Below are 26,467 nucleotides of genomic sequence, written 5' to 3' on the forward strand. Positions count from 1 at the left end.
CAGTGTTCCACGTGGAACATTTTTGATATTCGTACAACAAAACAACTGTCACTGAGAATCGCATGAAGGCCAGCGAACGAAAAGAGCTGCTTAGCACCCTCCAACGTAGATTTGAAGCAAATACCAGCCTCCACCCGGGTTTGGCGTGGGATTCCATTGCAACAAAGCTGGCAAAACAACCGAAAAAGCTGGTGTCTTTGCTGGAAATGGAAAGCACCGGTGGGGAGCCCGATGTCATCGGGTACGATCCAGCAACGGATGAATACCTGTTCTGTGATTGCTCGCCGGAAAGCCCCACGGGACGTCGAAGCGTGTGTTACGATCGTGAAGGGCTGGAATCCCGCAAAGAACAAAAACCAGCGAACAGTGCGGTGGAAATGGCAGCCAGCATGGGCATTGAACTGTTAGATGAAAAGCTTTACCGTAAGTTACAGGACTTAGGTGAATTTGACACCAAAACTTCCAGTTGGCTGGTCACCCCATTTGCCATCAGAATTCTGGGTGGGGCACTTTTCGGCGATCGGCGTTACAATGCGGTGTTTGTCTACCACAATGGTGCCCAGTCGTATTACGCTGCCCGTGGTTTTCGTGGGCTATTGCGGGTTTGAACATCAATCTCCAGGAGCATGTGATGCAGGAAGTTGTATGGGGATTTGGCTACCCGATTGGCGATGATGGGCAGGCACTCTGGGTATACGCAGATTTTGATGCCACCATTCCAATTGATGAACTTTTTGAACTGGTGGCAGAAAAATTACGAAAAGGGATTCAGATTTTTGCAGCGGATAAAGCAAAAATCTTTCAAAGTGTGGTACTTTTTGGATTCGAACGCAATGATAATCCAGAAAACGAATTGCACCTCGCTTATAACAGGATGTGGGCAAAGCACCCCGATCTTTGGGAACAAATCCAGTTACGTGGCTTCCCAATGACTTTTTGGGCAGTAGATCGTGCGGACAGAGCATTTTTTGGTATCATTCAACCTGCCAAGGGGCACGAATTTCTCCAGGTGTTCTGCCTGGATTTTCGCCAGTCAGAGTTGTACCCACACTACGAACCAGGCGATCCAGAATGGGGTATGGTGTCTGCACCGATCCATCCAGAAACTTTGAAACGTGCCAGGGAACTTAGGGAACCTAATGGAGTGTAGCAGGTCATCCGCACAGGAGTGGCACGTGAGGTAAGTTTAGCAATTTTGCGGAATTCACGAATCGAGTTGCAATCTCTTACAGAGTGGATGACTTCCTGTTTCGCCTATTCGATCAACTCGCATGAAATTGGGGTTGAAGTACTACTCAATTGTAGCCAGCAGGCCCTGCATTTCGCCTGCTGCGTGGTCATTCCCCTGATTTTGGGCCTGCTGAATGCCCTGTTTCAACAAGGTAATGGCTTCTTCCCACTTACCCAGTTCATTCAGCAATTGCCCCACCATCAGGTAGGCGGGCACATAGGGAGTATCCTGCAGCAACTTTTTCAGCAACTCCGCAGCGGTGGCATCATCGCCCGCACTGCGGTATTCCATCGCCAGACCATACCGGAGAAAACTGTCGGTGGGGTCTTCTGCCAGTAACTCTTCAATCTGCTGCATTCTGGGAGTACGTGCCGCCAACACCCACCTCGCTTAGAACCATTGTTTCTTTTTAACAATGTAGTCCTGATAAAAAGTCTTCTCGTCTTTTGTCAGGTAAATAATACCTTCAATCAAGCCAATGATACCACCCGCAAGGACACAATTCAGTAATATCTGAATAATGCCTGCGCCTGTAAATCCAAGATAGAATTTATGGATGCCCAAGCCGCCGAGTAAAATGCCTAATATGCCAGCAACCATTTTTTTGCTTTTAATTTCTTCCTTGTCGAACTTTGCCAAACCCTTCTTCCGTGGTGGGGCATCGTCATCGTCGTCATCTTCATCGTCGTATCGATTCACCGCACGTTTCTTCCGTGGGCGGTCATCTTCCTCATCATCATCGTCGTACGACTTGCCACGGCTTTTTTTGCGTGGGCGATCGTCTTCCTCATCCTCATCATCAGCACCAAAAGCAAAGTCGCTCTTTGAGCTGGCCTTTTTCTTTGGTCGGTCATCTTCCTCTTCGGTTTTGGAACCAAAGTTGAAGTCTGTCTTGGAGATTCCCTTCTTCTTTGGTTGTTCCTCTTCTTCGTCTTCGTCGTCATAACGAGATTTTTTCTTTTTCGGCCGTTCTTCTTCCTCGTCATCCTCGTAACGAGCACTTTTCTTCTTCGGTCGATCGTCCTCTTCTTCGTCTTCGTCGTCATAACGAGGTTTTTTCTTTTTCGGCCGCTCTTCTTCCTCGTCATCTTCCACGGGTGCGGCTTTTTTTACATTCCGTGCATCATCGACCGGCTTTTGTTCCGTTGCGGCGGGAAGCGACTGGCTACTCGTTGCAGAAAACAACCCTTTGACCGATTTGGCTGGCATCCAGTCCTGCATGCCATCTTTCCACACCAAATCATCCGGGCGTAATTTGCCTTGATCTGCCAGTTTTTTCAGGTCGGCAGGACCCACCGGTCCCTGGCGATCACCATCGACGCTGTAGTACCACTCTTGACTCACGAGAATGTACTCCGAAGAAGAAATCGAAGATTAAAGATTAAGAAGAGTTAGCTTATGGGCAGATCATTGTCTCTGGACACGAATTTGCGAAAAACTTCTTCGGTAAGTGAAGAAATTACCAGTTACTTCTTTTTCTTCAGTTCGAAATAGAACACCATCGAATCCTTTTTGCTTTCAAACGCGGTGGGGCGTTTGCCACCGGGAAATGCGTAGGCCAGCTTCATCGAATCCTTTTCCACTTCAATAATTCCTACTGTTGTAAAGCCCTTTGCAGGTCCATCCAGACCTTCCATATCAATGTGCATCGGCTTGCCTTTGGGATCGATCTTAAACGACATTTTGTGGGTAATATCCTTTGATTTGATCGTAATCACGCCCTTTTCAAAAGTAATATCCCCTTCCAGATTCGCTTCTTCCACCTTGTTTCCGTTATTCCAACCTTTCACCGTAGTCCAGGTGCCTTTCAGTGCGGCATCATCGAACTTCGCAACTGGTTTTTCTTCTGCATAAGTGCTTGCAACCACCAAAAACGCACACATCATTCCCAAAATCGTCTTCATTTTCATTTCCCTTTCATAATTCGCCAAACCGCACCCATCACCACAACAGGTGGGGCGATAAAATAATTGAACATAGTTCCAGTAATTTTGTCAAGCTTGGTAGTACGAATTTTCCATGAATCTTGCATGAAGTCCATCTCACGTGTTAAGATAACCTTCTACTTGGAATGGAATCCAGCGATGCTACGCACCTTGAATGCCAGATTACTCCGCCCATTGTGGGCAATGAAGCAGGGAAATCCCCTTTATCGCCACCTTCATCTGCTGGAACGGCGGCAATTCGACTCTCCCGAAACCATTCAGCACCGCACGTGGGAACTGGTGCAGGCCCAACTGAGGCATGCGTGGGAGACCGTACCCTTTTACCGCACCCACTGGCAACGTGCGGGGCTGCATCCTAACGATATTCGCACGATTGCGGATCTGCAGCACCTGCCAATCGTGACGAAAGACCATATCCGCAAAGAACTTACGTCGCTTCGCTCGATCCGCACCGACCTAGGCACGATTCACTGGAAAACTACGTCTGGCTCCACGGGCGTGCCACTAAAGGTGGCGATTGATGAACCGGCACTGCGTTGGAAACAGGCCTGCACCCTGCGTAGTGATCAATGGAGTGGGTACCAAGTGGGGGATCGGGTGGCAAAAGTCTGGGGCAATCCGGAATATCGCCACTTCGGCTGGAAAGGACGCCTGGTAAACCACTTTATCGACCGAGCGGTCTATCTGGATACTTTACATGTCAACGATCAGCGTTTACATGCATTTGCAAAGGACTTAACGCGAAAACAGCCCGGCTTACTCTTTGGGCACGCTCATTCACTGTATCTGCTGGCCGTGTTCTGCAAAAAACACCACTACCACGTGCGGCCAGGTGGGATCATTTCTGCCGCGATGATGCTGCACCACTGGCAGAAACAGTTGATGGAACAGGTATTTCAAACACCCGTCACCAATCGCTATGGGTGCGAGGAAGTCAGCCTGATTGCCAGCGAATGTGAAGCCCACCGTGGGCTGCATATCAACAGCGATTCGGTGCACCTGGAATTTGCCGATGATACCCGCTTTCCCAACGGTAAGTCCTTACTGGTAACGGACTTAGTGAACAGAGCTATGCCACTGATTCGTTATCAGGTAGGCGACGTGGTGGTGCCCAGCTCCCGCACCTGTTCGTGCGGACGTGGCCTGCCGATGCTTGAAGAATTGTTTGGTCGCGAGGCCGACTACGTGCTGTCACCCACCGGGGAGTTGATTTCCGGCATTTCGCTGACAGAAAATTTCGCCATGCACATCCCGGGTGCGGCCCAGATTCAACTGGTTCAGGACCTCCCCACTCACCTGCAGGTGCGACTGGTACCTGGCGAAGAATACGGCCCCGCATCGGCAAAGAAAATAGGCGAGCTGGTTCGCGCAACCTTCGGCCCAGCAATGACTTACGATGTGGAACTGCTGGACTCACTACCGCAGGAAAAATCTGGAAAATACCGCTTCTGTATCTCGCCGGTGGCCCAACGCTACCTGCAGGAGTTGGCAGCATGAAACTGATTTCCGTGGTGATTGCCACACGAAACTATGCCCACTATCTGCAGGAAACCATCGAATCGGTGCTGTACCAGACATTGCAGAACTGGGAACTGATCGTCGTGGATGACGGTTCAACCGATCCCACGCCAGAAGTATTAAAAAAATATGAGAGCAATCCCCGGATTCGCACGGTGCGGACAACAGGCATTGGCCAGGCAGGTGCGAAAAATCTGGGTGCCAGCCTGGCACAGGGCGACTGGATTGCCTTTCTGGATGGCGATGATCTCTGGGAACCAGAAAAGTTACGGCTGCAGGCAGAGTTGATCGACGTAAACCCTCATGCAGCAGTAGTTTACACCGGTCGCGCTGGCATTGATGGTGCGGGAAATCCCATTGAAATCACGCACCACGTGATGCACCGTGGAAAAGTGACCGATGCCCTGTTTGTGCAGAACTTTATCTGCTTTTCCAGCAGTATGGTTCGCAAAGATGTGTGGCAGAAAACGGGTGGATTTGATCCCCACCTGGCATTGGGAATCGACTACGAACTGTGGCTCCGCCTATCGATCGAACATTCATTTGACTATGTAGATGTGCCGTTGGTGCGTTACCGCACAGGCCATGCGAATTTATCGCGTCGGGTGGGGGAACGGGTGAAAATTGCCCTGGGTACGATGCGAAAATATGAACGATTCGTGGGTCCCTCGGCACGTCGGGCGGGCTATAGTTCCACGTATCGCACGCGGGGCTGGTATTACCGAGATAAAAAACTGGTGCAATCGCTGGCAGATTACCTGCACGCCACGTGGTACGATGGCAGGTTGCTGCAGACATTCAAGTCGTTACTGGGCATTGTGGCCCACCGGCTGCAGGTGAAGTAGCAAATACAAATTTCCCACCGATCATTTTTTCTGATTTACTTTTGGTGCATAAAATGGTTCTTTGTAAGTGACCTACCAAAACATTCTTACAAGGAACCTCTCATGAAATTCTCATGGATTGCAGTGGCACTGTTCGCCATTGTGGGCACCACCCAGGCGGACGAGTGGAAATCGCTGTTCAACGGCAAAGATCTGACCGGTTGGAGCGGCGTGAAAGAGTACTGGACTGTCGAAGACGGTGCCATTACTGGCAAAACCGATGGCAACATTCCCAACAACAGCTTTATTGTGTGGGATGGCAAACTGAAAGATTTTGAACTGAAACTGCAATTCAAGATCGTTGGTGGCAATTCCGGCGTGCAGTATCGTGCGAAACTGGTGGACAAAGAAAAGTTCATTATTTCGGGCTACCAGGCAGATATTGATTCCGCCGCACGCAAACAGCAGTACAACGGTATTCTGTACGAAGAACGTGGCCGTGGATTCCTGTGTAATCGTGGCACCAAGACCTGGATTGATGAAAAAGGTGCCCGCCACGAACTACGTGTGACACCGGATGCCGATGTGTTGGCAAAATTGAAAGGCGACGCTTGGAATGAATACGAGATTATTGCCAAAGCCAACCACCTGGTGCAGAAGATCAATGGTCAGGTGACTGCCGAAGTGATCGATTTCCAGAAAGATAAGCGGGCAATGGAAGGGCTGCTGGCATTCCAGATTCACCGAGGCATGGGCAACATGGTGGTGCAGTTCAAGGATATCAAGCTGAAAGAACTGACTGATTGCACAGAATTGACCCCAGCCGACATGCCGATCCCAGCCGAAGCCAAGAACCTGAACCCACCGAAGAAAGTCGCACCGAAGAAAAAGTAAGTTCGGCTGAAGCGAATCCAACAACCTTCATTCCCGCGCAGGCGGGCAATGCACTACAGAAACCCGAAGTGCACCTAATAAACTGATGCCCACCAGAATCGTCATTCCCGCGAAGGTGGGAATCCAGTGCAATAAACTCGAAATCGTATCGGCTGTTTTGTGAGCCGATGGCGTTAGTCACGGTTGATCTTGGGCGTTGTGACCTTATCGTCATTCCCGCGCAGGCGGGAATCCAGAAACCCGAAGTGCACCTAATAAACTGATGCCCACCAGAATCGTCATTCCCGCGAAGGCGGGAATCCATGACTTCACACTTTGACCACACCCCAGCTTCGCCAAAAGAGAGGAAAGGGTACTTGTTTTGTAAGCCGATGGCGTTAGCCACGGTTGGTTTTCGCCTTCATCGCTGCAAGGGAATCTCTTATTAATGAACGACCGCCAAGACGCCACGTCGCCAAGAAGACAAAATTTCTTCATGAATTCCAAAGGACAAAACGAACCAGAAGCGTCAGGAAACGGAATTTACATTTGCCGCGGCTGATTTCGCACGCAAAGTCGCGAAGTCGCAAAGAAATTTTGAAGGCAATCGTCATTCCCGCGAGGCGGGAATCCAGAAACCCGATGTGCACCTAATAAACTGATGCCCACTTATCCTGCCACACCAGATTGGGAATACTGGACTGCTGAGTAGTCGGAAAATCGTCGCCACATTAAGTTCGACATGCGGCTTGTGCTTTTGACCCAAGCAATGAAATGAGACCTGGAATCACAATAGCATGGGGCGGCTCGAAGTTTGAAATGCATTGTTTGCTGTCTGACGTACTGAATGTCTGGCGAGGAATACAGCTGCTATGTCCGGCAGTCTGGTTGCACGACACATAGTGCCGGATGTATACACCGGATTCTTTCTCTAGAGAGTATGGTGGTTGATAATGCCGCTGGAATTCGACCCCACCGCTGAACAACCAGAACAGCCAGTTATCATTAAACGGGCCACCTGGAAACCCACCCCACCTAAAGTGGGGAAGTAAGGCGACAGTACAAATGTCCGTCTCAAGTCTTCCAAATGTTTTACGGCCCAGCCTTTACTCGGCGTGCCACAGCTTTGCGGTCTTGTCGTAGCTGCCGGTGACGATCCGTTTGCCATCCGGACTGAACGCCACACTTTCCACAAAGTCCGTGTGCCCTGTGAGGGTGTGGAGTTCTTTGCCCGTGTCGGCATCCCACAGCTTTGCGGTTTCGTCTTTGCTGCCGGTGACGATCCGCTTGCCGTCCGGGCTGAACGCCACGCTAAGCACAGAGCCCGTGTGCCCGGTCAGGGTACGGAGTACTTCACCCGTGTCGGCGTCCCACACTTTCGCGGTATTGTCCGTGCTTCCGGTGACGATCCGTTTGTCATCCGGACTGAACGCCACGCTATACACAGAGCCCGTGTGCCCGGTCAGGGTGCGGAGTTCTTTGCCCGTGTCGGCGTCCCACACCTTCGCGGTATCGTCTCTGCTGCCGGTGACGATCTGCTGGTCGTCCGGACTGAACGCCACGCTCTCCACAATATAAGTGTGCCCGGTCAGGGTGCGGAGTTCTTTGCCCGTGTCGGTGTCCCACACCTTCGCGGTATCGTCTGTGCTTCCTGTGACGATCCGTTTGCCATCCGGGCTGAACGCTACGCTATTCACACTGCCTCTGTGCCCAGTCAGGGTGCCAAGTTCTTTGCCTGTGTCGGCGTCCCACAGCTTCGCGGTTTCGTCTTTGCTGCCGGTGACGATCCGCTGGCCATCCGGGCTGTACGCTACGTCATACACATAGTCCGTGTGCCCCGTGAGAACTGCTAACTCGCCATTGGCTAAGGCCGCCCAAGACTGTGCTCGCACCTGGGCAGCCTGGTCGGGGAGATCATGATCTTCCAGCCAATCGGCCCATATCAACCTCTCCTGGTGAAATGCCGGTTCAGGGAAATAGTGAAGGTCTATCATTGTTATGGGTTCTCATTCTGCATCGCACTCGACATGCTACACCTTCACCCGTTAGGGTGTTTTGGGGCGAGGAGAGGACTTGAGGTTGCTTCAAACTTCACAGAGTTTCTACTTTGGTAAATCTTACAGCAGCCAGATTGTATCTCCTAGGATGAAGTTGACCACCGCACTGGCACCCAGGCAACGTCATTCCCGCGAATGCGGGAAGCTACAGTCGAAGACCCCAATGCGGCATCCAGGCATACGCACCTTACGAGAAAGCGTCATTCCCGCGAAGGCGAGAAGCTACTCAACGATGGAACAATTTGATTGAGAAAGACAATTCGGATTGGAATGATTTGTGCACTAATGTTTCTTAATTACCATGTGAAGCACACTGGATTCCCGCCTACGCGGGAATGACGGTTTTCGTGGTGTTTCGGTTAACTGATTGTAGTTCGAGTATACTGCCCTGGATTCCCGCCTCCGCGGGAATGACGATTTCAGTGGGGCAGTTTCTTGGATCAACTTCGAATGTTAGCCCTGGATTCCCGCCTAAGGGAATGACGTTTGTTACTCAACCGTCTGGAGAAAAATCTCGTACTGTGGGTAATTTCAATCGAAACTTTGCGTCTTTGCGACTTTGCGTGCGATCTCTTTCAGAAATTCCCGTCATACGTCAAATACATGAACGCTTGCACAAATGTCTCATATCGCCTCGGGGCCACGTTCGCCGGTGCGGATGCGGACACAGTCGTCCATGGGCAAAATGAAAATTTTCCCATCTCCTACCCGGCCATCGGTGCCAGTCCGGCCTGCCTGCACAATCGCATTCACCGTGGGCTCTACAAAGTCTTCATTTACTGCAATCTGAAGCTGCACCTTACGCACCATATTTACCGCAACTTCATGCCCACGAAAGACTTCCGACTGACCCTTCTGGCGGCCGAACCCGTATACATCCACCACCGTCAGGCGGTAGACTGCCACCTGATTTAATGCTTCTTTCACAATTTCCAGTCGTGATGGTTGGATAATGGCTAAAATCAGCTTCATAATTTTTTTTCGCAACTTTTCTGAATGCTTCTCTGTTAAGATAGGCGCTTTAGCAACAATATTATTGCACCATGAACCCTATTCAGTGGGCACTGACCCGTCCGATCACTGTCGTCGTATTCGTTGCAGGGATGATCGCTGCGGGTGCGTTTGCTGTTTATCGGATGAAGGTGGATATTTTCCCCGCCTTAAATCTGCCAGTGATTTACGTTTGCCAGCCTTACGGAGGGATGGACCCCCAGCAGATGGAAGGGTTCATTGCCAATTATTACGAATACCACTTCCTGTACATCAACGGCATCCACCACGTGGAATCGAAAAATGTGCAGGGGGTATCGCTGATGAAGCTGCACTTCCACCCTGGCACCGATATGGCTCAGGCAATGGCCGAAACCGTGGGCTATGTCAACAGAAGTCGGGCATTTATGCCGCCTGGCACCGTCAATCCGTTTATTATGCGGTTTGATACCGGAAGCGTTCCGGTGGGCTTTCTGGTAATGTCCAGCGATACCAAAACAATTGGCCAGATTCAGGATCAGGCACTGTTCAAGGTGCGGCCGATGTTTGCCGCCATTGAAGGGGTTTCTGCACCCCCACCGTTTGGTGGCAGTCAACGCACCATTGTCTGCCGTGCGGACCCCGAACGACTCCGTTCGTATGGCTTGTCTGCCAATGATGTGGTCAATGCTCTGACCAAAGGCAATTCGATTGCACCATCAGGACAGATCCGGATACAGGAACGAATGCCCCTGGTGCCCACCAATGCGCTGGTGCTGCAACCTTCGGAATTAGGCACGATCGAAGTAAAGCCCGGGGTCTTTCTGCGTGACGTGGTGAAACGCGATCCGGTGACAGGTCAGCCACTGATTGAAGATGCCAGCGACACTGCCACAGGTTATGCGCTGGTGAATGGGAAGCGTGCGGTTTATATTCTGGTTACGAAGCGGGCCAATGCCTCCACCCTGGATGTAGTGAACCGCGTGAAAGCAAACCTGCCGAAAATGCAGGCAGAACTGCCAGACGATATCAAAGTCAGCTTTGAAATGGATCAGTCACCTTATGTGACCAATGCCGTCCGTGGGGTTGCCTTAGAAGGTTTGCTGGCAGCAGGTCTGGTGGGCCTGATGGTGCTGGTATTTCTGCGGGATTGGCGCAGTGTGCTGGTGGTGGTGTTGAACATTCCCCTGGCGATTGCTGCCGCACTGATTGGCCTGTGGCTGTGTGGCCACACGATCAACCTGATGACCCTGGGTGGGCTGGCACTGGCGGTGGGCATTCTGGTCGATGAAGCTACGGTGGCGGTGGAAAATATCCATTCGCAATACCAAAAACAGCCCACCTTGGCGTTAGCAGTGTGGCACGGAGTAACCGAAACGGCAATCCCGCGTTTACTGGCGATGTTGTGCATTCTGGCGGTGTTTATCCCCGCATTTCTGATGGAAGGTGCCGCACGTGGGCTGTTTTTGCCATTGGCACTGGCGGTGGCCTTCGCAATGATTGCCAGTTATCTGCTTTCGAGTACTTTTGTACCTGTCATCGCCATCTGGTTGCTGAAAGCCAGGCCCCATCAGGCCGAAAGCGAAGGTGGGCAGCAATTTTCAGGTTATTCCCGCTGGCTGGAACGGCTGAAATCACTCCGCACCGTATTGGTGCCTGCGTTTCTGGTGGGTGCGGTGCTGTTGGCGCTGTTCTTTGGTCGCACTATCGGCACCGATATTTTCCCCCAGGTGGATGCGGGACAGTTTCAACTGCGGTTGCGGGCACCCACCGGCACACGGATTGAACAAACCGAAGCAATTTCTCAGGAAGCCCTTCGCTACATCAATGAAGAAGTGAAGGCCGCCTGTGGGGAGGTTGAAATCTCGCTGGGTTACGTGGGCGTGGTGCATTCCGCCTATCCCATTAATGGTGTGTATCTCTGGATGGGTGGGCCGCACGAATCGGCAATCCGGATTGCGATTAAAGATCGTAGCGTATCGGTGGAAGAGCTGAAAGCCCGCCTGCGGGAAAAGCTCCCCACCCACCTGCAGGAGTGGACCGCAAAGAAATGGATTGCGGAAGGGGTGCCGGCTGTTGAAGCGAACGACCGGGCCAGTCGACTGAAATTGTCGTTTGAACCAGCAGATATTGTCAACGAAGTGATGAGCTTTGGTGCCCAGACACCAATCGAGGTGCAGGTATCAGGTTCCGATGTGAATGCGAATCGAGCCCACGCGGAAAAGATTCGGCAGGAAATGGCTATGATCGGCTCGTTAAAGGACTTACAGTTTTCTCAGCCACTGGATTACCCCACCGTTGAAGTGAAAATTGACCGCGAACGCCTCGCAAATACCGGTGGGACTGCCGAAGATGTGGCACGTGCGGTCACGCCGTTTACATCTTCCAGCCGCTTTACGGTGCCCAACTACTGGCGAGATCCCAAATCGGGCGTCAGTTATCAGGTGCAGGTGGAAGTGCCCAACGCACTGGTCAATTCGGTGAAAGATCTGGAACTGGTGCCTGTACTGTCCCACACCGATCAGAATGTGCTGGTGCGGGACATCGGCAAAGTGCAGGAAGGCACCATGCCTGGGGAAGTAGACCGATACAACATGAAACGGATTGTCACACTGACTGCCAATTTCGCCGATTCCGATCTGGGTGCGATGGCCAGTGAAGTGAGCAAGGCAATTCAGGCAGCAGGTGACCCACCGAAGGGGGTTACCGTCGCGGTGCGTGGTCAGGTAGACCCATTTAATGAAATCTTCAGTGGGATTCTGCAGGGGCTGATTATCGCTGTGGTGGTTATTTTCCTGCTGTTGTTTGGTTATTTTCAATCGTTTCGGCTGGCGTTGATCTCCATGATCCCACTGCCCGCCATTCTGGTGGGTGTGCTGGGGCTGTTGCTGCTCACCGGTTCCACGATTAACCTGCAATCGTTCATGGGTGCCATCATGGCCGTCGGGGTGGGCACAGCGAACGCGATTCTGCTGGTCACTTTTGCAGAGCGGGCACGCATGGAAGGTCAATCGGCACTGGAGGCTGGTATTTCAGGTGCCCGCGGACGGGTGCGGGCAATCATCATGACCAGTGCCGCAATGATCGCGGGAATGGTGCCAATGGCGTTGGGAATCGGTGAAGGTGGCGACCAGGTGGCCCCACTGGGCCGTGCGGTGATTGGTGGGTTGTTTTTTGCAACTTTAACCACGCTGTTTGTGCTGCCGGCTGCCTTCGGCATGATCATGCACGGGGCCTCCCGCCAATCAGCATCGCTCAGCCCGTTTGATCCTGCCAGCCCACGTTATTACACTGCCACTGGAATTTCGAATCAGGGAGGTCACTAACAATGCCTCGGAAGTTATATAGCTTGTTGTTTATTTTTTTAAGTCCTTTGCTGACAAGTGGTTGTAAAAAACAACCCCCGGTGGCGGTAGCACCTACAGAAGCTGGAAAAATCACCACGGTGCGGCCAGAGAAAAAAGCAGTTGTGCGTCTGGTGGAACAACCTGGCACCATCGAAGCGTATGAAGAAATCGAGCTGCACGCCAAATTACCGGGTTTTGTGGGTAAACTGGCTGAAGATCCAAACAAAAAAGAAGCATCCAGCCACGATCTGACGATTGATATTGGCAGCAAAGTCCTGAAAAACCAGATTCTGGCTGAACTGGATATTCCAGAAGTGGAAGAAGATTTCATCCAGAAAACGGCTTTTGTAGTTCAGGCGGAGGCCCACGTGATCCAGGCAGAGAAGGCTGCCGAGGCTGCGAAAGCCGGTGTAGATTCCGGGCGTGCGATTCTGGCCGAAACTTCGGCATCGCTGCAGAAAAGTAAAGCACTTTTCGAACGTTGGGAATCTGAGTATGCCCGCGTGGAAAAACTGGTTGCCAACGGTGTCATTGACAGTCAGACACGCGACGAAACGTTGAATCAATTCAAAGCAGCCCAGGCAAATCTGGCGGAAGCGGAGGCCAAAGTCAAATCGTCTGCGGCAATGGTCAACAAACTGGATGCCGATTTTGAAAAAGCGATTGCTGATATCACGGCAGCGAAAGCCCACGTGGATGTGGCAAAGAGTGATGCACGGCGGGCCGATGCAATGCGAAAATACACCACCATCCGGGCACCTTTTGATGGTATCATCACTCGCCGCACGATCAACCGCAGGGATTTTGTGAAGGCGGATGCCAAACAAGGAGTTTTTGCGATTGCCCGCGTCGATCCTGTTCGTGTGGTGTTTCATTTCCCTGAAAATGATGCCGGGTTGGTGGAAGTGGGGCAAGAAATCGACATTCGGCTGCCCAATCAGCAGACCGTCAGCGGTAAAATTTCACGCACCTCATGGTCACTGGCACCTAGTTCCCGCACGCTGCGTGCCGAGGTGGACCTCAGCAACGGCAAACAGGAATTGCGGCCCGGCATGTATGTGCATGCCGCACTGAAAGTCACATTGCCCGCACAATGGGCGGTGCCGTCGTCCGCACTCATTAAAATTAATGAGGAACTCTCATTTTATCTGATTGAAGGCGGGAAAGCAGTCCGGGTGCTGGCCAAACCGGGGCGGGGGGATGGTAAAACAACGCAAGTCCTTGAATACAAAAGACTTGGGGCAACTGCCTGGCAACCGATTACGGGCAACGAAAGCATTGCCAGCCCCGCAAACCTGGTCAGCGACGGTCAAACGGTGCCTTGAAAGTTGCCACCTGAAGCGATTGGAGTTTTTCTTCACACAATCTTCACACATTCATCGCGATTCCTGCACGCTGAATTGTGAAGATGGGCTATACAACTAGATTGTAGACTCTTGCTCTCCTCTTTTTTGGGAATAGTGAATATGTTTTCACAATCCGTGAATACCCGCCTGCTGGTGCGCTCTGTGGGTGCCGCATTTCTGTTGACAGGCATTGCATTTCTGTACGGCTGCAGTTCCGACTCGAAAACCAATGTGGAACCAGTCAAGCGACTGGAAGGTGGCGGGGCAACCTTCGTCAACCCGATCATGCAGGCCTGGAGTGCGGACCGGAAGAACAAGGGCGTTATTGAAATTAATTACCAGTCGAACGGTTCTGGCTTCGGCATCACGAATATGACGAAAGGCACACTGCATTTTGGCTGTTCAGACGCACCGATGCAGCAAAGTGAACTGGATGCCGCTACGAAAATGAATGGTGAAGTCCTGCACATTCCCACCACGATGGCTGCAGTGGCGATTATTTACAATCTGGAAGGCTTTACCGGCGATCTGAAGCTGGATGGGAACGTCCTGTCGGCAATCTATCTGGGTAAAATCACCCGCTGGAACGATCCTGCAATTACCAAACTGAACCCTGGTGCGAAACTGCCGGAATCGGAAATTGTGCCGGTCTATCGTGCTGAAAGCAGTGGTACCACGTTCATTTTCACCGATTATCTGTCGAAAGCAGCCCCCAGCACCTTTGGTGCGGAAATTGGTGCCAATAAACTGCCCGCCTGGCCAAAAGTGGGCCTCGGTCAGAAAGGGAACGGTGGGATCGCTGGCCACGTTACCCGTAACCCGAACTGCATCGGTTATGTGGAACTTAGCTATGCCAAAGAAAGCAAATTGCCCACCGCGAGCCTGATTAATCGCAAAGGCAAAGCAGTACAACCCACTCCGGAAGCAGTGTCTGCTGCTGCCGAAGCCGCAATGAGCCTGCCACAAACCGGTAACTATGCTCTGCACAAACTGACTTATGCACTCACTGACGTGGATGCGGATGCTGCTTACCCCATCTGTGGGATGAGCTTTGCGGTGCTTTACAAAAAGCAGCCTGCAGAGATTCTGACCCCCCTGCGGGATTTCCTGAAATGGGCAACCACCGAAGGCCAGGCATTTGCACCAGAATTACATTACGCACCTCTGCCAGCACCGTTGCAAAAGGCAATTGGTGCTCGACTGGATGAAATGGTTGCTGAATAATCCTGCCTGAGCAATGCCACTGGGAGGCAGACGCACCAAAATGAGCAGTTCTCGCGATTCGGATGATTACTACAGCCCTAAATCACAAGATCCCCACCCACTGCCATCTGCGGGTGCTGCTCAGACCACGGGCAAATTGGGCGATCTGATTTTTCGATTCATTTGCCAGTCGTGTGCGATTTTCATCATTCTGATCGCGTTTCTGCTGGTGGTGATGCTGGTTCGGGATTCCTGGCCATTGTTGATGAATGCGAGCAAATACCAGGTCTTTACCGGTACTACTTGGGATCCCAATCCTGACCCACCGAAATATGGGATTTGGACATTTGTTTACGGCACGTTGGCCAGTTCGCTGATTGCGATGCTGCTTGCCGTACCATTCGGCGTGGGTGCGGCGGCGTACCTGTCCGAAATTGCCAGCCCAGGGGTGCGAAAAATCACCAGTTTTCTGGTGGAACTGCTCGCATCGATCCCCAGCGTTGTGTATGGGTTCTGGGGTCTGAAATTTCTGTCCCCTTATCTGAACACACTTTATGAAACTCTAGGCCTTGAAAGCAGATCATCGGGTCAAGGAATCGTGGCTGCTGGTATTATTCTGGCAATCATGATTTTACCTTATATTACTGCTATCAGCTTCGATGTGCTGCGGGCGGTGCCCTCCGCCCAACGCCAGGCATCGCTGGCACTGGGGGCAAGTCGCTGGCAGATGATCTGGGGCGTAGCACTGCCATACGCCAGACCAGGGATTATTGCTGCCTGTTTCCTGGCATTGGGGCGAGCAATTGGCGAAACCATGGCCGTTACCATGCTGATTGGAAATGTTCGCCACATTAAAGTGGCACTAACGGCGACCGGTGATTCGATGGCGTCTGTGATTGCCAATCAGTTGAACGAGGCCAGCTCCGACCACCATGTTTCTGCACTGATTGCAATGGGTCTCTTCCTGCTGCTGATCACCGTGACCATGAACGTGATTGCCCGCTTGCTGGTGCGTCGGATGTCGAATCCGAAAAGAATCACCCGCAAGTTCAGCCCGATTACTCTGCAGGCGGGCGCGGATGGCACCCACACTAAACTGGTATTTTCTGCCAAGGCACGTCACCGTGCAGCAGTGATCAACAAAATCATGACGGTTGTTCTCAGCATCATGACCTTTTTGACGGTGTTGCCACTGTTCTTAATTCTCGGCTATATCTGCGTGAAAGGGGTGAATGCACTCAACTGGAGCTTCTTTACGCAGTTACCCGCCAATGGGGGGTTATTGCACGCAATTGTCTACAGCGGAATCATGGTTGCTCTCGCTACGATCGTCGCCGTCCCGATTGCCTTGTGTACCGCGATATACCTGCACGAGTACCATCGCAGTTGGCTGGTAAAACCAGTGAGATTTATTGCCGAAATTCTGGGTGGGATCCCATCGATTATTATCGGGGTATTTGTTTACTCGATGTGCGTCAGCCCCACCTGGATTGTTGATCTGTTCGGTTACACACCCTTGCAGGCGTCGCGGATGTTTGGATTTTCCGCCTGGTCTGGAGTGGTGGCTCTGGCGATCATGATGCTGCCAGTGGTGATCCGATCTGCGGAGGAATCGATGCGGTTGGTGCCTGGTTCCCTTCGGCAGGCGAGTTACGCTTTAGGTGCGTCCCGCTATCAGACGGTGTTGCGGGTCATTTTACCCGCTGCACTCCCTGCAATTGTGACTGGTATTCTGCTGGCTTCCGGTCGGATTGCGGGGGAAACTGCCCCATTGTTGATGACTGCGAATGGTTCTGAATTCTGGCCGAATGGACTGACGGATAAGGCACCATTTCTGCCATACTACATCTATACCTATGCACTGGATTCTTCGCCAGACCTCCAGCGACAGGCGTGGGCCGCCGCATTCGTACTGCTGACCTTTGTTCTTGTAATGAACATATGTATACGCCTAGCTTCCGGTCGCCGATTGGTCAGTGCCAGTCGGGCTGACTAACTCAGGTTTCTCATGTATTGGCGTCTGCTGATTACCTTCGTGGCCTTTTCGATCTGTGTCACCACGATTATTGCTGGTGTGGTGCTGCAATCGGTGCACGGTCGCTGGTACCCGGAACTTTTTACTGAAACCCTGCCAATAATTGTTCTGTCCGGCCTGTTGTCGCTGCTGCCCGCGTGGATACTTAACCGGATGATGAAACACGCCTTTTCCGACCTGAAAGCGGGGGCGTTACAACTTGCGGAAGGGAATTATCAGTACCGGGTACTGGGTGGACCGTGGAGCGAAGCCAGACAACTGGCCACCACCTTCAATCTGATGAGTGACCAGATTGAAGTACAGTTTAAAACGCTGGAAAACGACCGTAAGCAGCTTCGCACCCTGCTGGGTGGGATGATTGAAGGCGTGATTGCGATTGACCAGGAACAGCGGATCCAATTTGCGAATGGTGCCGCTGGCCGGATGCTCGAATTCGATCCGATCGGCACGGTTGATCGCCTGATCTGGGAAGTCGTGCGGATTCCCGCCCTGGCAACCGCAGTGGCGGGGGTGTGGCAATCAAAAGAGCCCCGCCGTGAAAATATCGACATCCGTGGGTTGAATCCCCGATTTTTGACCGCCTACATTGCTCTGTTGCCACCCGATGATGCCCCCGGCGTAGTGATGGTGTTGCACGACACCTCCGAATTGCGTCGACTGGAACGACTGCGACAGGATTTTGTGGCCAACGTGTCCCACGAACTGAAGACCCCACTCGCAGTGATTAAGGCGTGCGTCGAGGCACTGCAGGATGGTGCTAAAGATGAACCAGATGCGTGCAACATGTTTCTGATGCAACTGGACGATCAGGCAAATCGACTGGAACAACTGATTCTCGACCTGATCAGCCTTGCCCGTATTCAGTCTGGTGAAGAAACGTTCGAATTCAAGCGACTGGACCTGGTCAGTGTGGTGCATTCCTGTCGCCAGCGTCATACGCAGCGGGCACTGGCAAAAAATATGCAGTTTGAGGAGCAATTGCCCACCAGCCCATTGTCCATCTGGGGCGATGAGGATGCAGTGCAGGAAATTATCGATAACCTGGTCGACAATGCGGTCAAATACACGCAGGCGGGTGGTAAGATTCGGCTGGAACTGTCGCAGCAGCAAGGGTTTGCGGTAATTCGGGTGGTGGATAACGGCCCCGGAATCCCCGCACGCGACCTGCCACGGATCTTTGAGCGGTTCTACCGTGTGGATAAGGCACGCTCCCGCGAACTGGGTGGGACTGGCCTGGGGCTGTCGATTGTCAAAAATCTGGTACAGACAATGCAGGGAAAGGTGGATGTGGAAAGCCAATTGGGGGTCGGCACCACCTTTCGGGTCTGTTTTCCGATTTCAGAATTGGTCGGAACTTCATGAAACTCACATAATTGCTCTGTCTGAAATACGTAAACTAGCAATGTTGCTGGATTGCAACTGAGGTGGCGAGTGACTGTTATCTTTTCGGATATCTTCACCCAACGTGGCAACAACACCGCTGTGGTGCCGGAATTGGCGGAAGCCAAGGCCAAATTTGTCTGCGAGAAGGTCAATTTCTGGTACCCGGGCAAACAGGCACTGTTTGATATCAACCTGACCGTACCGGAACGCTCGGTACTGGCACTGATCGGTCCATCGGGCTGTGGCAAATCGACATTCTTACGATTGCTAAACCGTATGAATGACCTGATAGATGGCTGTACCGTGGAAGGTCGCATCGATCTGGATGGCGTGCCCGTTTATGGCTCCCAGACCAATCTGGTGGATCTCCGTCGACGGGTGGGGATGGTTTTTCAGAAATCGAACCCGTTTCCCAAATCAATTTATGAGAATGTGGTGTATGGCCCACGTGTTGCAGGAGTGCGGGATCGCGATCTGCTTGACCATACGGTTGCCCGCTGTCTGCGACAGGCCGCTCTTTGGGACGAAGTGAAAGATCGCCTGCACGCATCCGCACTGGAACTTTCCGGTGGGCAGCAGCAACGCCTTTGTATTGCCCGTGCCCTGGCCACCGATCCGGAAATTCTGTTGATGGATGAGCCCGCCAGTGCCCTGGATCCGAAGTCCACTTCCAAAATTGAAGACCTGATCACGGAAGAACTGAAAAAAGCCTACACAATCATCATTGTTACCCACAATATGCAGCAGGCAGCCCGCGTTTCGGATTATACGGCGTTCTTTTATGAAGGTCGGCTGGTAGAAAGCGGTCGCACCCCGCAGATTTTCACTAAACCGAATTTAAAGGAAACCGAAGACTACATTACTGGTCGTTTCGGTTGATTCGGGGAGGGAGGGAATCGATGTCAAAGCATTTGCAGCGGGATCTGGAACAGTTACAACGCGAAATCGTGGGCTTCGCCAGCATGGTTGAAGATGCCATTTCCAAGAGTGTCCAAAGTCTGTCCGACCGCGATCAGAAACTGGCGGAAGAGGTAATCCATGGCGATGAGCAGATCGATGCCATGGAGAACCATGTGCTGGAAGACTGTTTGAAAATTCTGGCCCTGCACCAGCCGGTGGCTACCGATCTTCGACGTATCACCAGTATTTTCATGATCAGCACCGATCTGGAACGGATGGGCGATCTGGCACGCCACATTGCCGAAGTGGCAATCAGTGTGAAATCCGCCTCCATGGAGATCCCACCGAAAATGCTGCATATGGCCGATTTATGCACATCCATGGTGCGGCAGGCACTCGATTCGTACGTCAATCTCGATCAGCAACTCGCACGTCGCGTGGTGCGGATGGATGATGAGGCGGATCGTTATAATGATGATATGATTGTTGAACTGATGCGGCTGATGAAGCAATCCCCCGATCATATTGAGCCAGGGATGCAGTTATTTGCCGCCACCCGCAACCTGGAACGGATTGCGGACCATGCTACGAACATTGCGGAAGATGTCATCTACCTGGTGGAAGGTGAGATCGTGAAACATCGCCCGGATGCGATTGGAAAGGATTAGTACAGGTATTTACTTATGCCAAAGTCGAAAATCCTGATTATTGAAGACGAACCAGGGCTTGTGCAGTCATTAACGTGGTACTTCAACCGCGAAGATTATGAAACACACAGTGCCAAAGATGGAACTGAAGGTCTTCGAAAAGCACAGGCGATTGTTCCCGATGTCATTCTGCTCGATTTGATGCTCCCCGGGATGAGTGGCTACGATGTCTGTCGCCAACTGAAGTCGGGCGAATCGACTTCCGGCATTCCGGTGATCATGTTGACCGCACGCTCCGAGGAATCGGACCAGATCGAAGGATTTTCAACTGGTGCGGATGATTACGTGACCAAACCGTTCAGCAACAAAGTGCTGCTGCAGCGTGTCAAAGCGATTATGCGGCGGAATGACACCATCCCACCTGTCAGCGACATTATGGACCACCTGGGGGTCAGAATTGATCGGGTGCGGCACCATGTGACCTTTCACGAACAACCGATGGACCTGACTCCCACCGAATTTCGACTGCTGGAGTGCATGTTGCGCCAGCCAGGGCGGGCCTTTACTCGCCTGCAACTGATGGATGCCGCGATTGGCGAAGGTTCGATCGTGCTGGAACGCACCATCGATGTACATATTAAAACCCTGCGAAAAAAACTGACCGATATCGAACCCACCGCACTGGATTTGATCGAAACAGTCCGCAGCGTGGGCTACCGCTTTCGCGAATCACTTGACCCCACAGAACCGAAAAGTGGTGAAGAGTAAGACGACCTCTGGAAACTGTTAGAAAAATCAGATTTGCGGACAATTTCAATTACATATCAACTATTGATTGATCATTTGCTTGCGATTAACAATCTTAACGCTGACATATTTAGACTTGAGGTGGGTCGTTTTTTCCCACAAAATTGAGTTTAGATCAGGAAGTGACCGCACCCTGAGAGGCCGATTGCACGGTTCGGGCATATTTCGCCAGCACACCGCGTTCCACACGCAAGGGTGGTTTGTGCCATGTCGCCTTGCGGTTGGCCAATTCTTCGTCAGAAAGGTGCACCGTAAGGGTTTGGGCTTCACCATCAATGGTAATCTGATCGCCGTCCTGCAGCAGGGCAATCGGTCCACCGACCCATGCTTCTGGTGAAACGTGGCCCACCACGAGGCCGTGGGTGCCACCGGAAAAGCGACCATCGGTAATCAGCCCGACGGAGTCTCCCAATCCCTGACCAATCAGAGCACCCGTAATCGAGAGCATTTCCCGCATCCCAGGCCCACCGACCGGGCCTTCGCCACGAATGACCACCACGTCGCCTGCAGCAATCTTGCGGGACTGGATCGCTTCAAAACAAGCTTCCTCTCCATCAAAAACCTTGGCAGGTCCAGTGATCTTGTAAACTTTCAACCCTGCCAGTTTGGCCACCGCACCTTCAGGTGCCAGATTGCCGTGCATGATGGCGATGTGACCAGTGGCATGCAGCGGTTGGTCGATTGGTTTCACCACATTCTGTTTGAGCTGGTAGACACTGGGGAATTCTTCCAGGTTTTCGGCCATGGTTTTGCCAGTGACCGTGATACAATCGCCATGCAGGTAGCCCGCATCGAGCAGTGCCTTCAGCACGGGTGCTGTCCCACCTGCGCGGTAGAGATCGTACATCACATACTTGCCACCTGGCTTCATATCGGCGAGGTGGGGTACTTTTTTGGCAATTCGTTCGAAGTCGTCCAGTGTCCAGGGGACATTCGCCTCGCGGGCAATGGCCATCAGGTGCAGCACCGCATTGGTAGAACCACCCAACGCCAGAACAAAGGTGTAGGCGTTTTCCAGCGATTTGCGGGTGATGATGTCGCTGGGTTTGATATTTTTTTCAATCAGGTGAACCAATGCGGCACCTGCCTGGAATGCTTCACGATCCTTAGAGGAGGAAACTGCGGGGTAACTGGCACCGTTGGGTAATGACATCCCCATTGCTTCGATGGCACTGGCCATCGTGTTGGCTGTATACATTCCACCGCAGGCACCCATGCCCGGACAGGAAGCACACTCGATCTTATGCAGCTTTTTGTCGTCGATGATACCTGCCTGATGCTTGCCAACCGCTTCAAAAATGGAAACGATATCGACATCTTCGCCATCCGGGCCCATTCCGGGAAGAATTGTCCCGCCGTACACGAAAATCCCTGGCACATTCAGGCGGGCAATCCCCATCAGACAGCCGGGCATGTTTTTATCGCACCCACCGAATGCCAATACTCCATCGTGGTGCATCCCACCAGCGACAACTTCAATGCTGTCGGCAATCACTTCACGGGAAACCAGGCTATAGCGCATGCCGCTGTGGCCCATCATAATCCCATCGGATGCTGTGGGAGCCCCAAAGATCTGTGGGACACCACCCGTACTGCGAATCCCATCACTGCCTTTGCGTGCCAACCGATCCAGGTGCCCATTGCAGGGGGTGATTTCGCTGAAAAGCGAGGCCACACCAATCATCGGCCGTTCAAAATCTTCATCCATAAAGCCCACAGCGCGCAACATTGCCCGGTTTGGTGCGCGTTTGTTGCCTTCCGTAGTTTCTAAACTGGTTCTTTTCGATTGTGTCATGGTTTCATCCTGCCATATTAGCGGTCTGGAAATAACGATTGTAAGGTCTGGCGCGAATTATTCAACAATACGTATTTTGTGCAAAAAAACGGAAAAAAGTACTGTATCGATATTTGCTCCTGTAGTGATTGTAATCTAGGTTCTTGTTGTCGCGAGTGAAACGATAACGACGCACTTGCAAGTAACAAAGCCAACTGGAACGTTGGTGATTACCCTCAAAACAGAGAGAGAACAGAGATGCGTAAGTTGACCAAAAAGTTTGTTGAGTTCATGAAGAAAGAAGATGGCCCCACCGCAGTGGAATATGCCGTCATGTTGGCTCTGATCATCGTGGTTTGCATTGCAGCAATCACCACCCTGGGCAGCAACGCCAGTGCAACCTTCTCTTCGGTTGCCTCCAAAGCCACCCCAGTAACCGGTGCAGCCAGCTAATTTGTTTATTAAAGGATTTTTCATTAACCAGACTATTTCAGGAGTAGAAAGATGCGTAAGTTGACCAAAAAGTTTGTTGAGTTCATGAAGAAAGAAGATGGCCCCACCGCAGTGGAATACGCCGTCATGTTGGCACTGATCATCGTGGTTTGCATTGCAGCAATCACCACCTTGGGCAGCAACGCCAGTGCAACCTTCTCTTCGGTTGCCTCCAAAGCCACCCCAGTGACCGGTGCAGCCAGCTAGTTTGCTGGATCAGGATAGTTCTCTCAGGCTCTCCCAGTGGGTTAACACCAACTGCGGGGAGCTTTTTTCGTTTCAACATGTCAACTGCATGAGAATGTTTTTCATGCAAGCATTTTTTCATCTTGTTTTTGCGCACCTTCAGATCACGGTTAGACAAGGCGCTTTGGATGCTGTGTGACTGGAACTGGCTTTTCATGAAGCAGAATTCGCAAAATAAATTCCACTTTTTGCATTAATCACAGATACTTGCGGTGCTTTAGACAATATCCGATGAGAAAACTTTCACTTTCTACCGAGACATGCCAGTGGGAACGGGTTCCATGAAGTTGCCACCTTGCAGTGGGGCCGGGAGGGTAGCGGGGTCACCCATTCCAGGTGTGTTGGTCTCCGCAGTGGTCAGTGACAACAGCATCTGACGTGCTTCTGCGTGCTGTGGGTCGATCTGCAGTGCATATTGCAGTTGCTGACGGGCCTGAACCAGATCCTGGTTGTGCAGCATCATCTGAGCCAGTCGGCAACGAGCTTCGGGCTCACGCATGCTGTTTGCCAGCCACTTGTAACCCTCTTCGTAACGCTTGGCCCGTGCCAGCGTGAAGCCCAGGTGGATCCGGTACATCCGGTTGTCCGGATCGGATTCGTGGGCCTTCTGATATGCTTCTGCAGCCTGATCGAACTTGCGTTCCTGAGCCAGTCGCACGGCTCGGCGTTCCCACACTTTGCCATTGTTGCCGTGCATTTCAATCAGCTTTCGCTCTATTTCCAGACGTTTTTCTACTTCCCCAGTATGCTGGTAAAGACTTTCCAGGCCGATGTAGGCATCGACGTTGGTGGGTTCAACAGCCAACGCCTGCTGGAACAATTGCCGCACCTGACCGATTAATGCTTCCCGCTGGGGTGGGGACTGCATCGGGTCACGCAGTAACATATCCATTTTAGCGTAAGCGTACTGGTTGTAAGTATTTGCGGAAAGTGGGCCTTCTTTATCCACCACTGGTTCCACCACTTCATTGACCTGAACGGTGTTGGGATTGTTGGGTGGAGGTTCCATTTGCGAAATCATTGTGGGGAAATTACTTTTGGAGCTCAACCCGAGAGTTTCGCATCCGGAGACACCCACCAGAATGCTGCCGCAGGTAAATAGTTGAAAACAGGCTGCTTGCGCAAACCTGGCGATTTGGTGCTGACGATCCCTCGAACTTTCCCCGTCCCTGTAGCGTGCAACCATTCCCCCGAATGATCACCACGAGACTGGAAAGTGGGTAAGCTGGGAGCTTTATTGAAACTCGGCAATAAAGCTGTTCGCTGCATCCACCATCAAATCCCGTGTTAAGTGCACAGGCTGTCCTCTGTATCGGCAAATTGCCTGCACAATTTCCAATAAATCTCGACAGTCGGACGCACGTGGGGCACGACCTTTGGAATAATAACGTTCGTACAGGTATTCAATTGCTTCCGGGCTCGGCTGCATTCCCAGCTTACGGGCGTAACGATTGAAAATTTTCTCATAAACTTCCCGCGTTGGTGCGTGTACCTGCACCTTGTGACGGATCCGACGCAGGAAGGCATCATCCACCAGATCTTTCGGATCGAGGTTGGTGGAAAAGATAATCAATTGTTCGAATGGCACCTGGATTTTCTTGCCACTTGCCACCGTCAGGAAGTCGTGTCGGTCTTCCAGGGGTAGAATCCAGCGATTCAAGAGTTCTTTTGGGCTGCACAACTGGCGACCAAAGTCGTCGATCAGGAAGACCCCACCGTTTGCTTTGAAGTGAATGGGTGCCTGATAGTACTTCACTTCTTTGTTGTAACGCAGATCAAGCATTTCCAGGCCTAATTCCCCACCGGTCACAATGACCGGACGGCGAATTTTCACCCAGCGTGCATCGACGGCATCCGCATTCAGCAGTTTGCGAACGCTGGCATCCGAATCGAACATGCTTTCATCGCTGTCTTCATCTGCCTGGTGCAGCGAAGGATCGTACAGGGTGATAATGCTCCCTTCGGCAATGAAGGCGTAGGGAACATAGATCGAACCACCTGCCTGGTTCATGAACTCGCCGATGGCACGGGCCATGGCCGTTTTGCCGTTTCCAGGTGGGCCGTAAATGAAGACGCTTTTACCGGAGACAATTGCCGGTCCCAGGGCGTTGAACATATCGTCCTTCACCACCAGGTGGGAGAACGGAGCGGACAACATCTCTGGACTGCATTGCATCCCAGTGACCGACTGGCGATAAGTTTGTTCGACATAATCTTCAATCGTGACGGGTGCGGGGCCGACATAGCCACACATTTCCATCGCTTCATTCGCACGAGCACGGCCTTTGTCGGTCAGTGCGTATTTGTAACTCACTTCCCCCACCAGATCGCCGCCGACAATTTCGATATTTTTCTCATCTTTGAGAAATTTCAGACTGTCGCGGATTACTTTGAACGGCAGGCAGACCAGTTGTGCGATGTCACGGCCGATCATGGCACCCCGAGTGTAGAGGCACCGCAACAGCAATTCACCCATAAACGATTCGGACAGTCCTGCTTCCTTCAACGATTCTGGTGGGGCAGGTGCCTCGGCTGAATATGGTTCCGCTTCAAACATGGCCATGGCGTTCATCTTATTCTCACAATTGTACTTCTAGGGGTGCCACTTCATAACGCTGAAGTTTACAAGCAAAAATCAGGACAGGTGCGACTATTTCTTCCATTTTCCACGGGAAATGATGAAGATTCCGATGGCACCCATCCCCAGCGCGAACATGACGTAGCCATTCTGGCTGGAAATCACGCGCGTCCAATATGCTTTAAAGGAATACCAATAGCTCCCCGCGAATGCTGGTTGTGCCACCAGCAATGCAAAGAGCATGGCAAAAATGAGATTTTTATGAGTGTGTAACGTCTTCATGATGCAAAT

At 52.0% G+C, this 26,467-nt stretch carries 24 protein-coding genes; 15 read left to right on the forward strand and 9 right to left on the reverse strand.

Going from position 1 to position 26,467, the window contains the following annotated elements; genetic code table 11:
- Positions 1-62: 62 nt before the first annotated feature.
- Positions 63-608, forward strand: coding sequence for a DUF4256 domain-containing protein (locus R3B84_03785; protein MEZ6139671.1), 546 nt, complete (start codon positions 63-65; stop codon positions 606-608).
- A gap of 23 nt (positions 609-631) precedes the next feature.
- Positions 632-1,150, forward strand: a complete 519-nt coding sequence (locus tag R3B84_03790) for a hypothetical protein (protein MEZ6139672.1) — start codon at positions 632-634, stop codon at positions 1,148-1,150.
- A gap of 141 nt (positions 1,151-1,291) precedes the next feature.
- Here R3B84_03790 and R3B84_03795 read toward each other — a convergent pair whose 3' ends face one another.
- The 3 genes from R3B84_03795 to R3B84_03805 all read right to left on the reverse strand — a co-directional run bounded on the left by R3B84_03795 (position 1,292) and on the right by R3B84_03805 (position 3,135).
- Positions 1,292-1,609, reverse strand: a complete 318-nt coding sequence (locus R3B84_03795) for a tetratricopeptide repeat protein (protein MEZ6139673.1) — start codon at positions 1,607-1,609, stop codon at positions 1,292-1,294.
- Positions 1,610-1,621: 12 nt separating this feature from the next.
- A complete protein-coding gene (locus tag R3B84_03800) occupies positions 1,622-2,575 on the reverse strand; it encodes a DUF4339 domain-containing protein (GenBank protein MEZ6139674.1) in 954 nt (317 codons plus the stop codon).
- A 122-nt stretch (positions 2,576-2,697) separates the two neighbouring features.
- Positions 2,698-3,135, reverse strand: coding sequence for a TIGR03067 domain-containing protein (locus R3B84_03805; GenBank protein MEZ6139675.1), 438 nt, complete (start codon positions 3,133-3,135; stop codon positions 2,698-2,700).
- A 126-nt stretch (positions 3,136-3,261) separates the two neighbouring features.
- Between R3B84_03805 and R3B84_03810 the strand changes: the two genes are divergently transcribed.
- From R3B84_03810 to R3B84_03820, 3 genes are all read left to right on the forward strand, one after another.
- Positions 3,262-4,674, forward strand: a complete 1,413-nt coding sequence (locus tag R3B84_03810; GenBank protein MEZ6139676.1) for a phenylacetate--CoA ligase family protein — start codon at positions 3,262-3,264, stop codon at positions 4,672-4,674.
- A complete protein-coding gene (locus R3B84_03815) occupies positions 4,671-5,540 on the forward strand; it encodes a glycosyltransferase (protein ID MEZ6139677.1) in 870 nt (289 codons plus the stop codon). The genes R3B84_03810 and R3B84_03815 overlap by 4 nt, the downstream gene beginning before the upstream one ends.
- 102 nt (positions 5,541-5,642) lie before the next feature.
- Positions 5,643-6,413, forward strand: coding sequence for a DUF1080 domain-containing protein (locus R3B84_03820; GenBank protein ID MEZ6139678.1), 771 nt, complete (start codon positions 5,643-5,645; stop codon positions 6,411-6,413).
- A 1,085-nt stretch (positions 6,414-7,498) separates the two neighbouring features.
- Here the strand turns inward: R3B84_03820 and R3B84_03825 are convergent.
- The gene (locus tag R3B84_03825) at positions 7,499-8,386 is read right to left on the reverse strand and encodes a WD40 repeat domain-containing protein (protein MEZ6139679.1); all 888 of its coding nucleotides are present in this window, start codon (positions 8,384-8,386) and stop codon (positions 7,499-7,501) included.
- Positions 8,387-9,073: 687 nt separating this feature from the next.
- Positions 9,074-9,421 (reverse strand): P-II family nitrogen regulator, encoded by a 348-nt coding sequence (locus R3B84_03830; protein ID MEZ6139680.1) that lies wholly within the window; start codon positions 9,419-9,421, stop codon positions 9,074-9,076.
- Between the two features lie 71 nt (positions 9,422-9,492).
- Between R3B84_03830 and R3B84_03835 the strand changes: the two genes are divergently transcribed.
- From R3B84_03835 to R3B84_03870, 8 genes are all read left to right on the forward strand, one after another.
- Positions 9,493-12,744, forward strand: a complete 3,252-nt coding sequence (locus R3B84_03835; protein ID MEZ6139681.1) for an efflux RND transporter permease subunit — start codon at positions 9,493-9,495, stop codon at positions 12,742-12,744.
- Positions 12,745-12,746: 2 nt separating this feature from the next.
- The gene (locus R3B84_03840; GenBank protein ID MEZ6139682.1) at positions 12,747-14,090 is read left to right on the forward strand and encodes an efflux RND transporter periplasmic adaptor subunit; all 1,344 of its coding nucleotides are present in this window, start codon (positions 12,747-12,749) and stop codon (positions 14,088-14,090) included.
- A 141-nt stretch (positions 14,091-14,231) separates the two neighbouring features.
- Positions 14,232-15,335 (forward strand): phosphate ABC transporter substrate-binding protein PstS, encoded by a 1,104-nt coding sequence (gene pstS / locus R3B84_03845; protein MEZ6139683.1) that lies wholly within the window; start codon positions 14,232-14,234, stop codon positions 15,333-15,335.
- 40 nt (positions 15,336-15,375) lie between these two features.
- Positions 15,376-17,310, forward strand: a complete 1,935-nt coding sequence (gene pstC, locus R3B84_03850; GenBank protein MEZ6139684.1) for a phosphate ABC transporter permease subunit PstC — start codon at positions 15,376-15,378, stop codon at positions 17,308-17,310.
- Positions 17,311-17,322: 12 nt separating this feature from the next.
- A complete protein-coding gene (locus R3B84_03855) occupies positions 17,323-18,711 on the forward strand; it encodes an ATP-binding protein (GenBank protein MEZ6139685.1) in 1,389 nt (462 codons plus the stop codon).
- A gap of 69 nt (positions 18,712-18,780) precedes the next feature.
- Positions 18,781-19,611 (forward strand): phosphate ABC transporter ATP-binding protein PstB, encoded by an 831-nt coding sequence (gene pstB, locus R3B84_03860; protein MEZ6139686.1) that lies wholly within the window; start codon positions 18,781-18,783, stop codon positions 19,609-19,611.
- 20 nt (positions 19,612-19,631) lie between these two features.
- On the forward strand, positions 19,632-20,300 hold the full coding sequence (gene phoU, locus R3B84_03865; protein MEZ6139687.1) for a phosphate signaling complex protein PhoU: 669 nt from the start codon (positions 19,632-19,634) through the stop codon (positions 20,298-20,300).
- A 15-nt stretch (positions 20,301-20,315) separates the two neighbouring features.
- Positions 20,316-21,047, forward strand: coding sequence for a response regulator (locus tag R3B84_03870; GenBank protein MEZ6139688.1), 732 nt, complete (start codon positions 20,316-20,318; stop codon positions 21,045-21,047).
- Between the two features lie 154 nt (positions 21,048-21,201).
- On the opposite strand, the gene ilvD is transcribed toward R3B84_03870, so the two are convergent.
- Positions 21,202-22,881, reverse strand: a complete 1,680-nt coding sequence (ilvD, locus tag R3B84_03875; GenBank protein MEZ6139689.1) for a dihydroxy-acid dehydratase — start codon at positions 22,879-22,881, stop codon at positions 21,202-21,204.
- Positions 22,882-23,118: 237 nt separating this feature from the next.
- On the opposite strand from ilvD, the gene R3B84_03880 reads away from it, so the two are divergent.
- Both R3B84_03880 and R3B84_03885 read left to right on the forward strand, forming a co-directional pair.
- A complete protein-coding gene (locus R3B84_03880) occupies positions 23,119-23,313 on the forward strand; it encodes a Flp family type IVb pilin (protein ID MEZ6139690.1) in 195 nt (64 codons plus the stop codon).
- Positions 23,314-23,364: 51 nt separating this feature from the next.
- Complete coding sequence (locus R3B84_03885; protein MEZ6139691.1) at positions 23,365-23,559, forward strand: Flp family type IVb pilin; 195 nt, start codon at positions 23,365-23,367, stop codon at positions 23,557-23,559.
- 289 nt (positions 23,560-23,848) lie between these two features.
- On the opposite strand, the gene R3B84_03890 is transcribed toward R3B84_03885, so the two are convergent.
- The 3 genes from R3B84_03890 to R3B84_03900 all read right to left on the reverse strand — a co-directional run bounded on the left by R3B84_03890 (position 23,849) and on the right by R3B84_03900 (position 26,458).
- The gene (locus R3B84_03890; protein MEZ6139692.1) at positions 23,849-24,607 is read right to left on the reverse strand and encodes a tetratricopeptide repeat protein; all 759 of its coding nucleotides are present in this window, start codon (positions 24,605-24,607) and stop codon (positions 23,849-23,851) included.
- Positions 24,608-24,832: 225 nt separating this feature from the next.
- On the reverse strand, positions 24,833-26,170 hold the full coding sequence (locus R3B84_03895) for an ATPase (GenBank protein ID MEZ6139693.1): 1,338 nt from the start codon (positions 26,168-26,170) through the stop codon (positions 24,833-24,835).
- 78 nt (positions 26,171-26,248) lie between these two features.
- Positions 26,249-26,458 (reverse strand): hypothetical protein, encoded by a 210-nt coding sequence (locus tag R3B84_03900; GenBank protein ID MEZ6139694.1) that lies wholly within the window; start codon positions 26,456-26,458, stop codon positions 26,249-26,251.
- Positions 26,459-26,467 lie beyond the last annotated feature (9 nt).

Source organism: Zavarzinella sp. (assembly GCA_041399155.1).
In the GTDB taxonomy this organism is placed as follows: Bacteria; Planctomycetota; Planctomycetia; order Gemmatales; family Gemmataceae; genus JAWKTI01.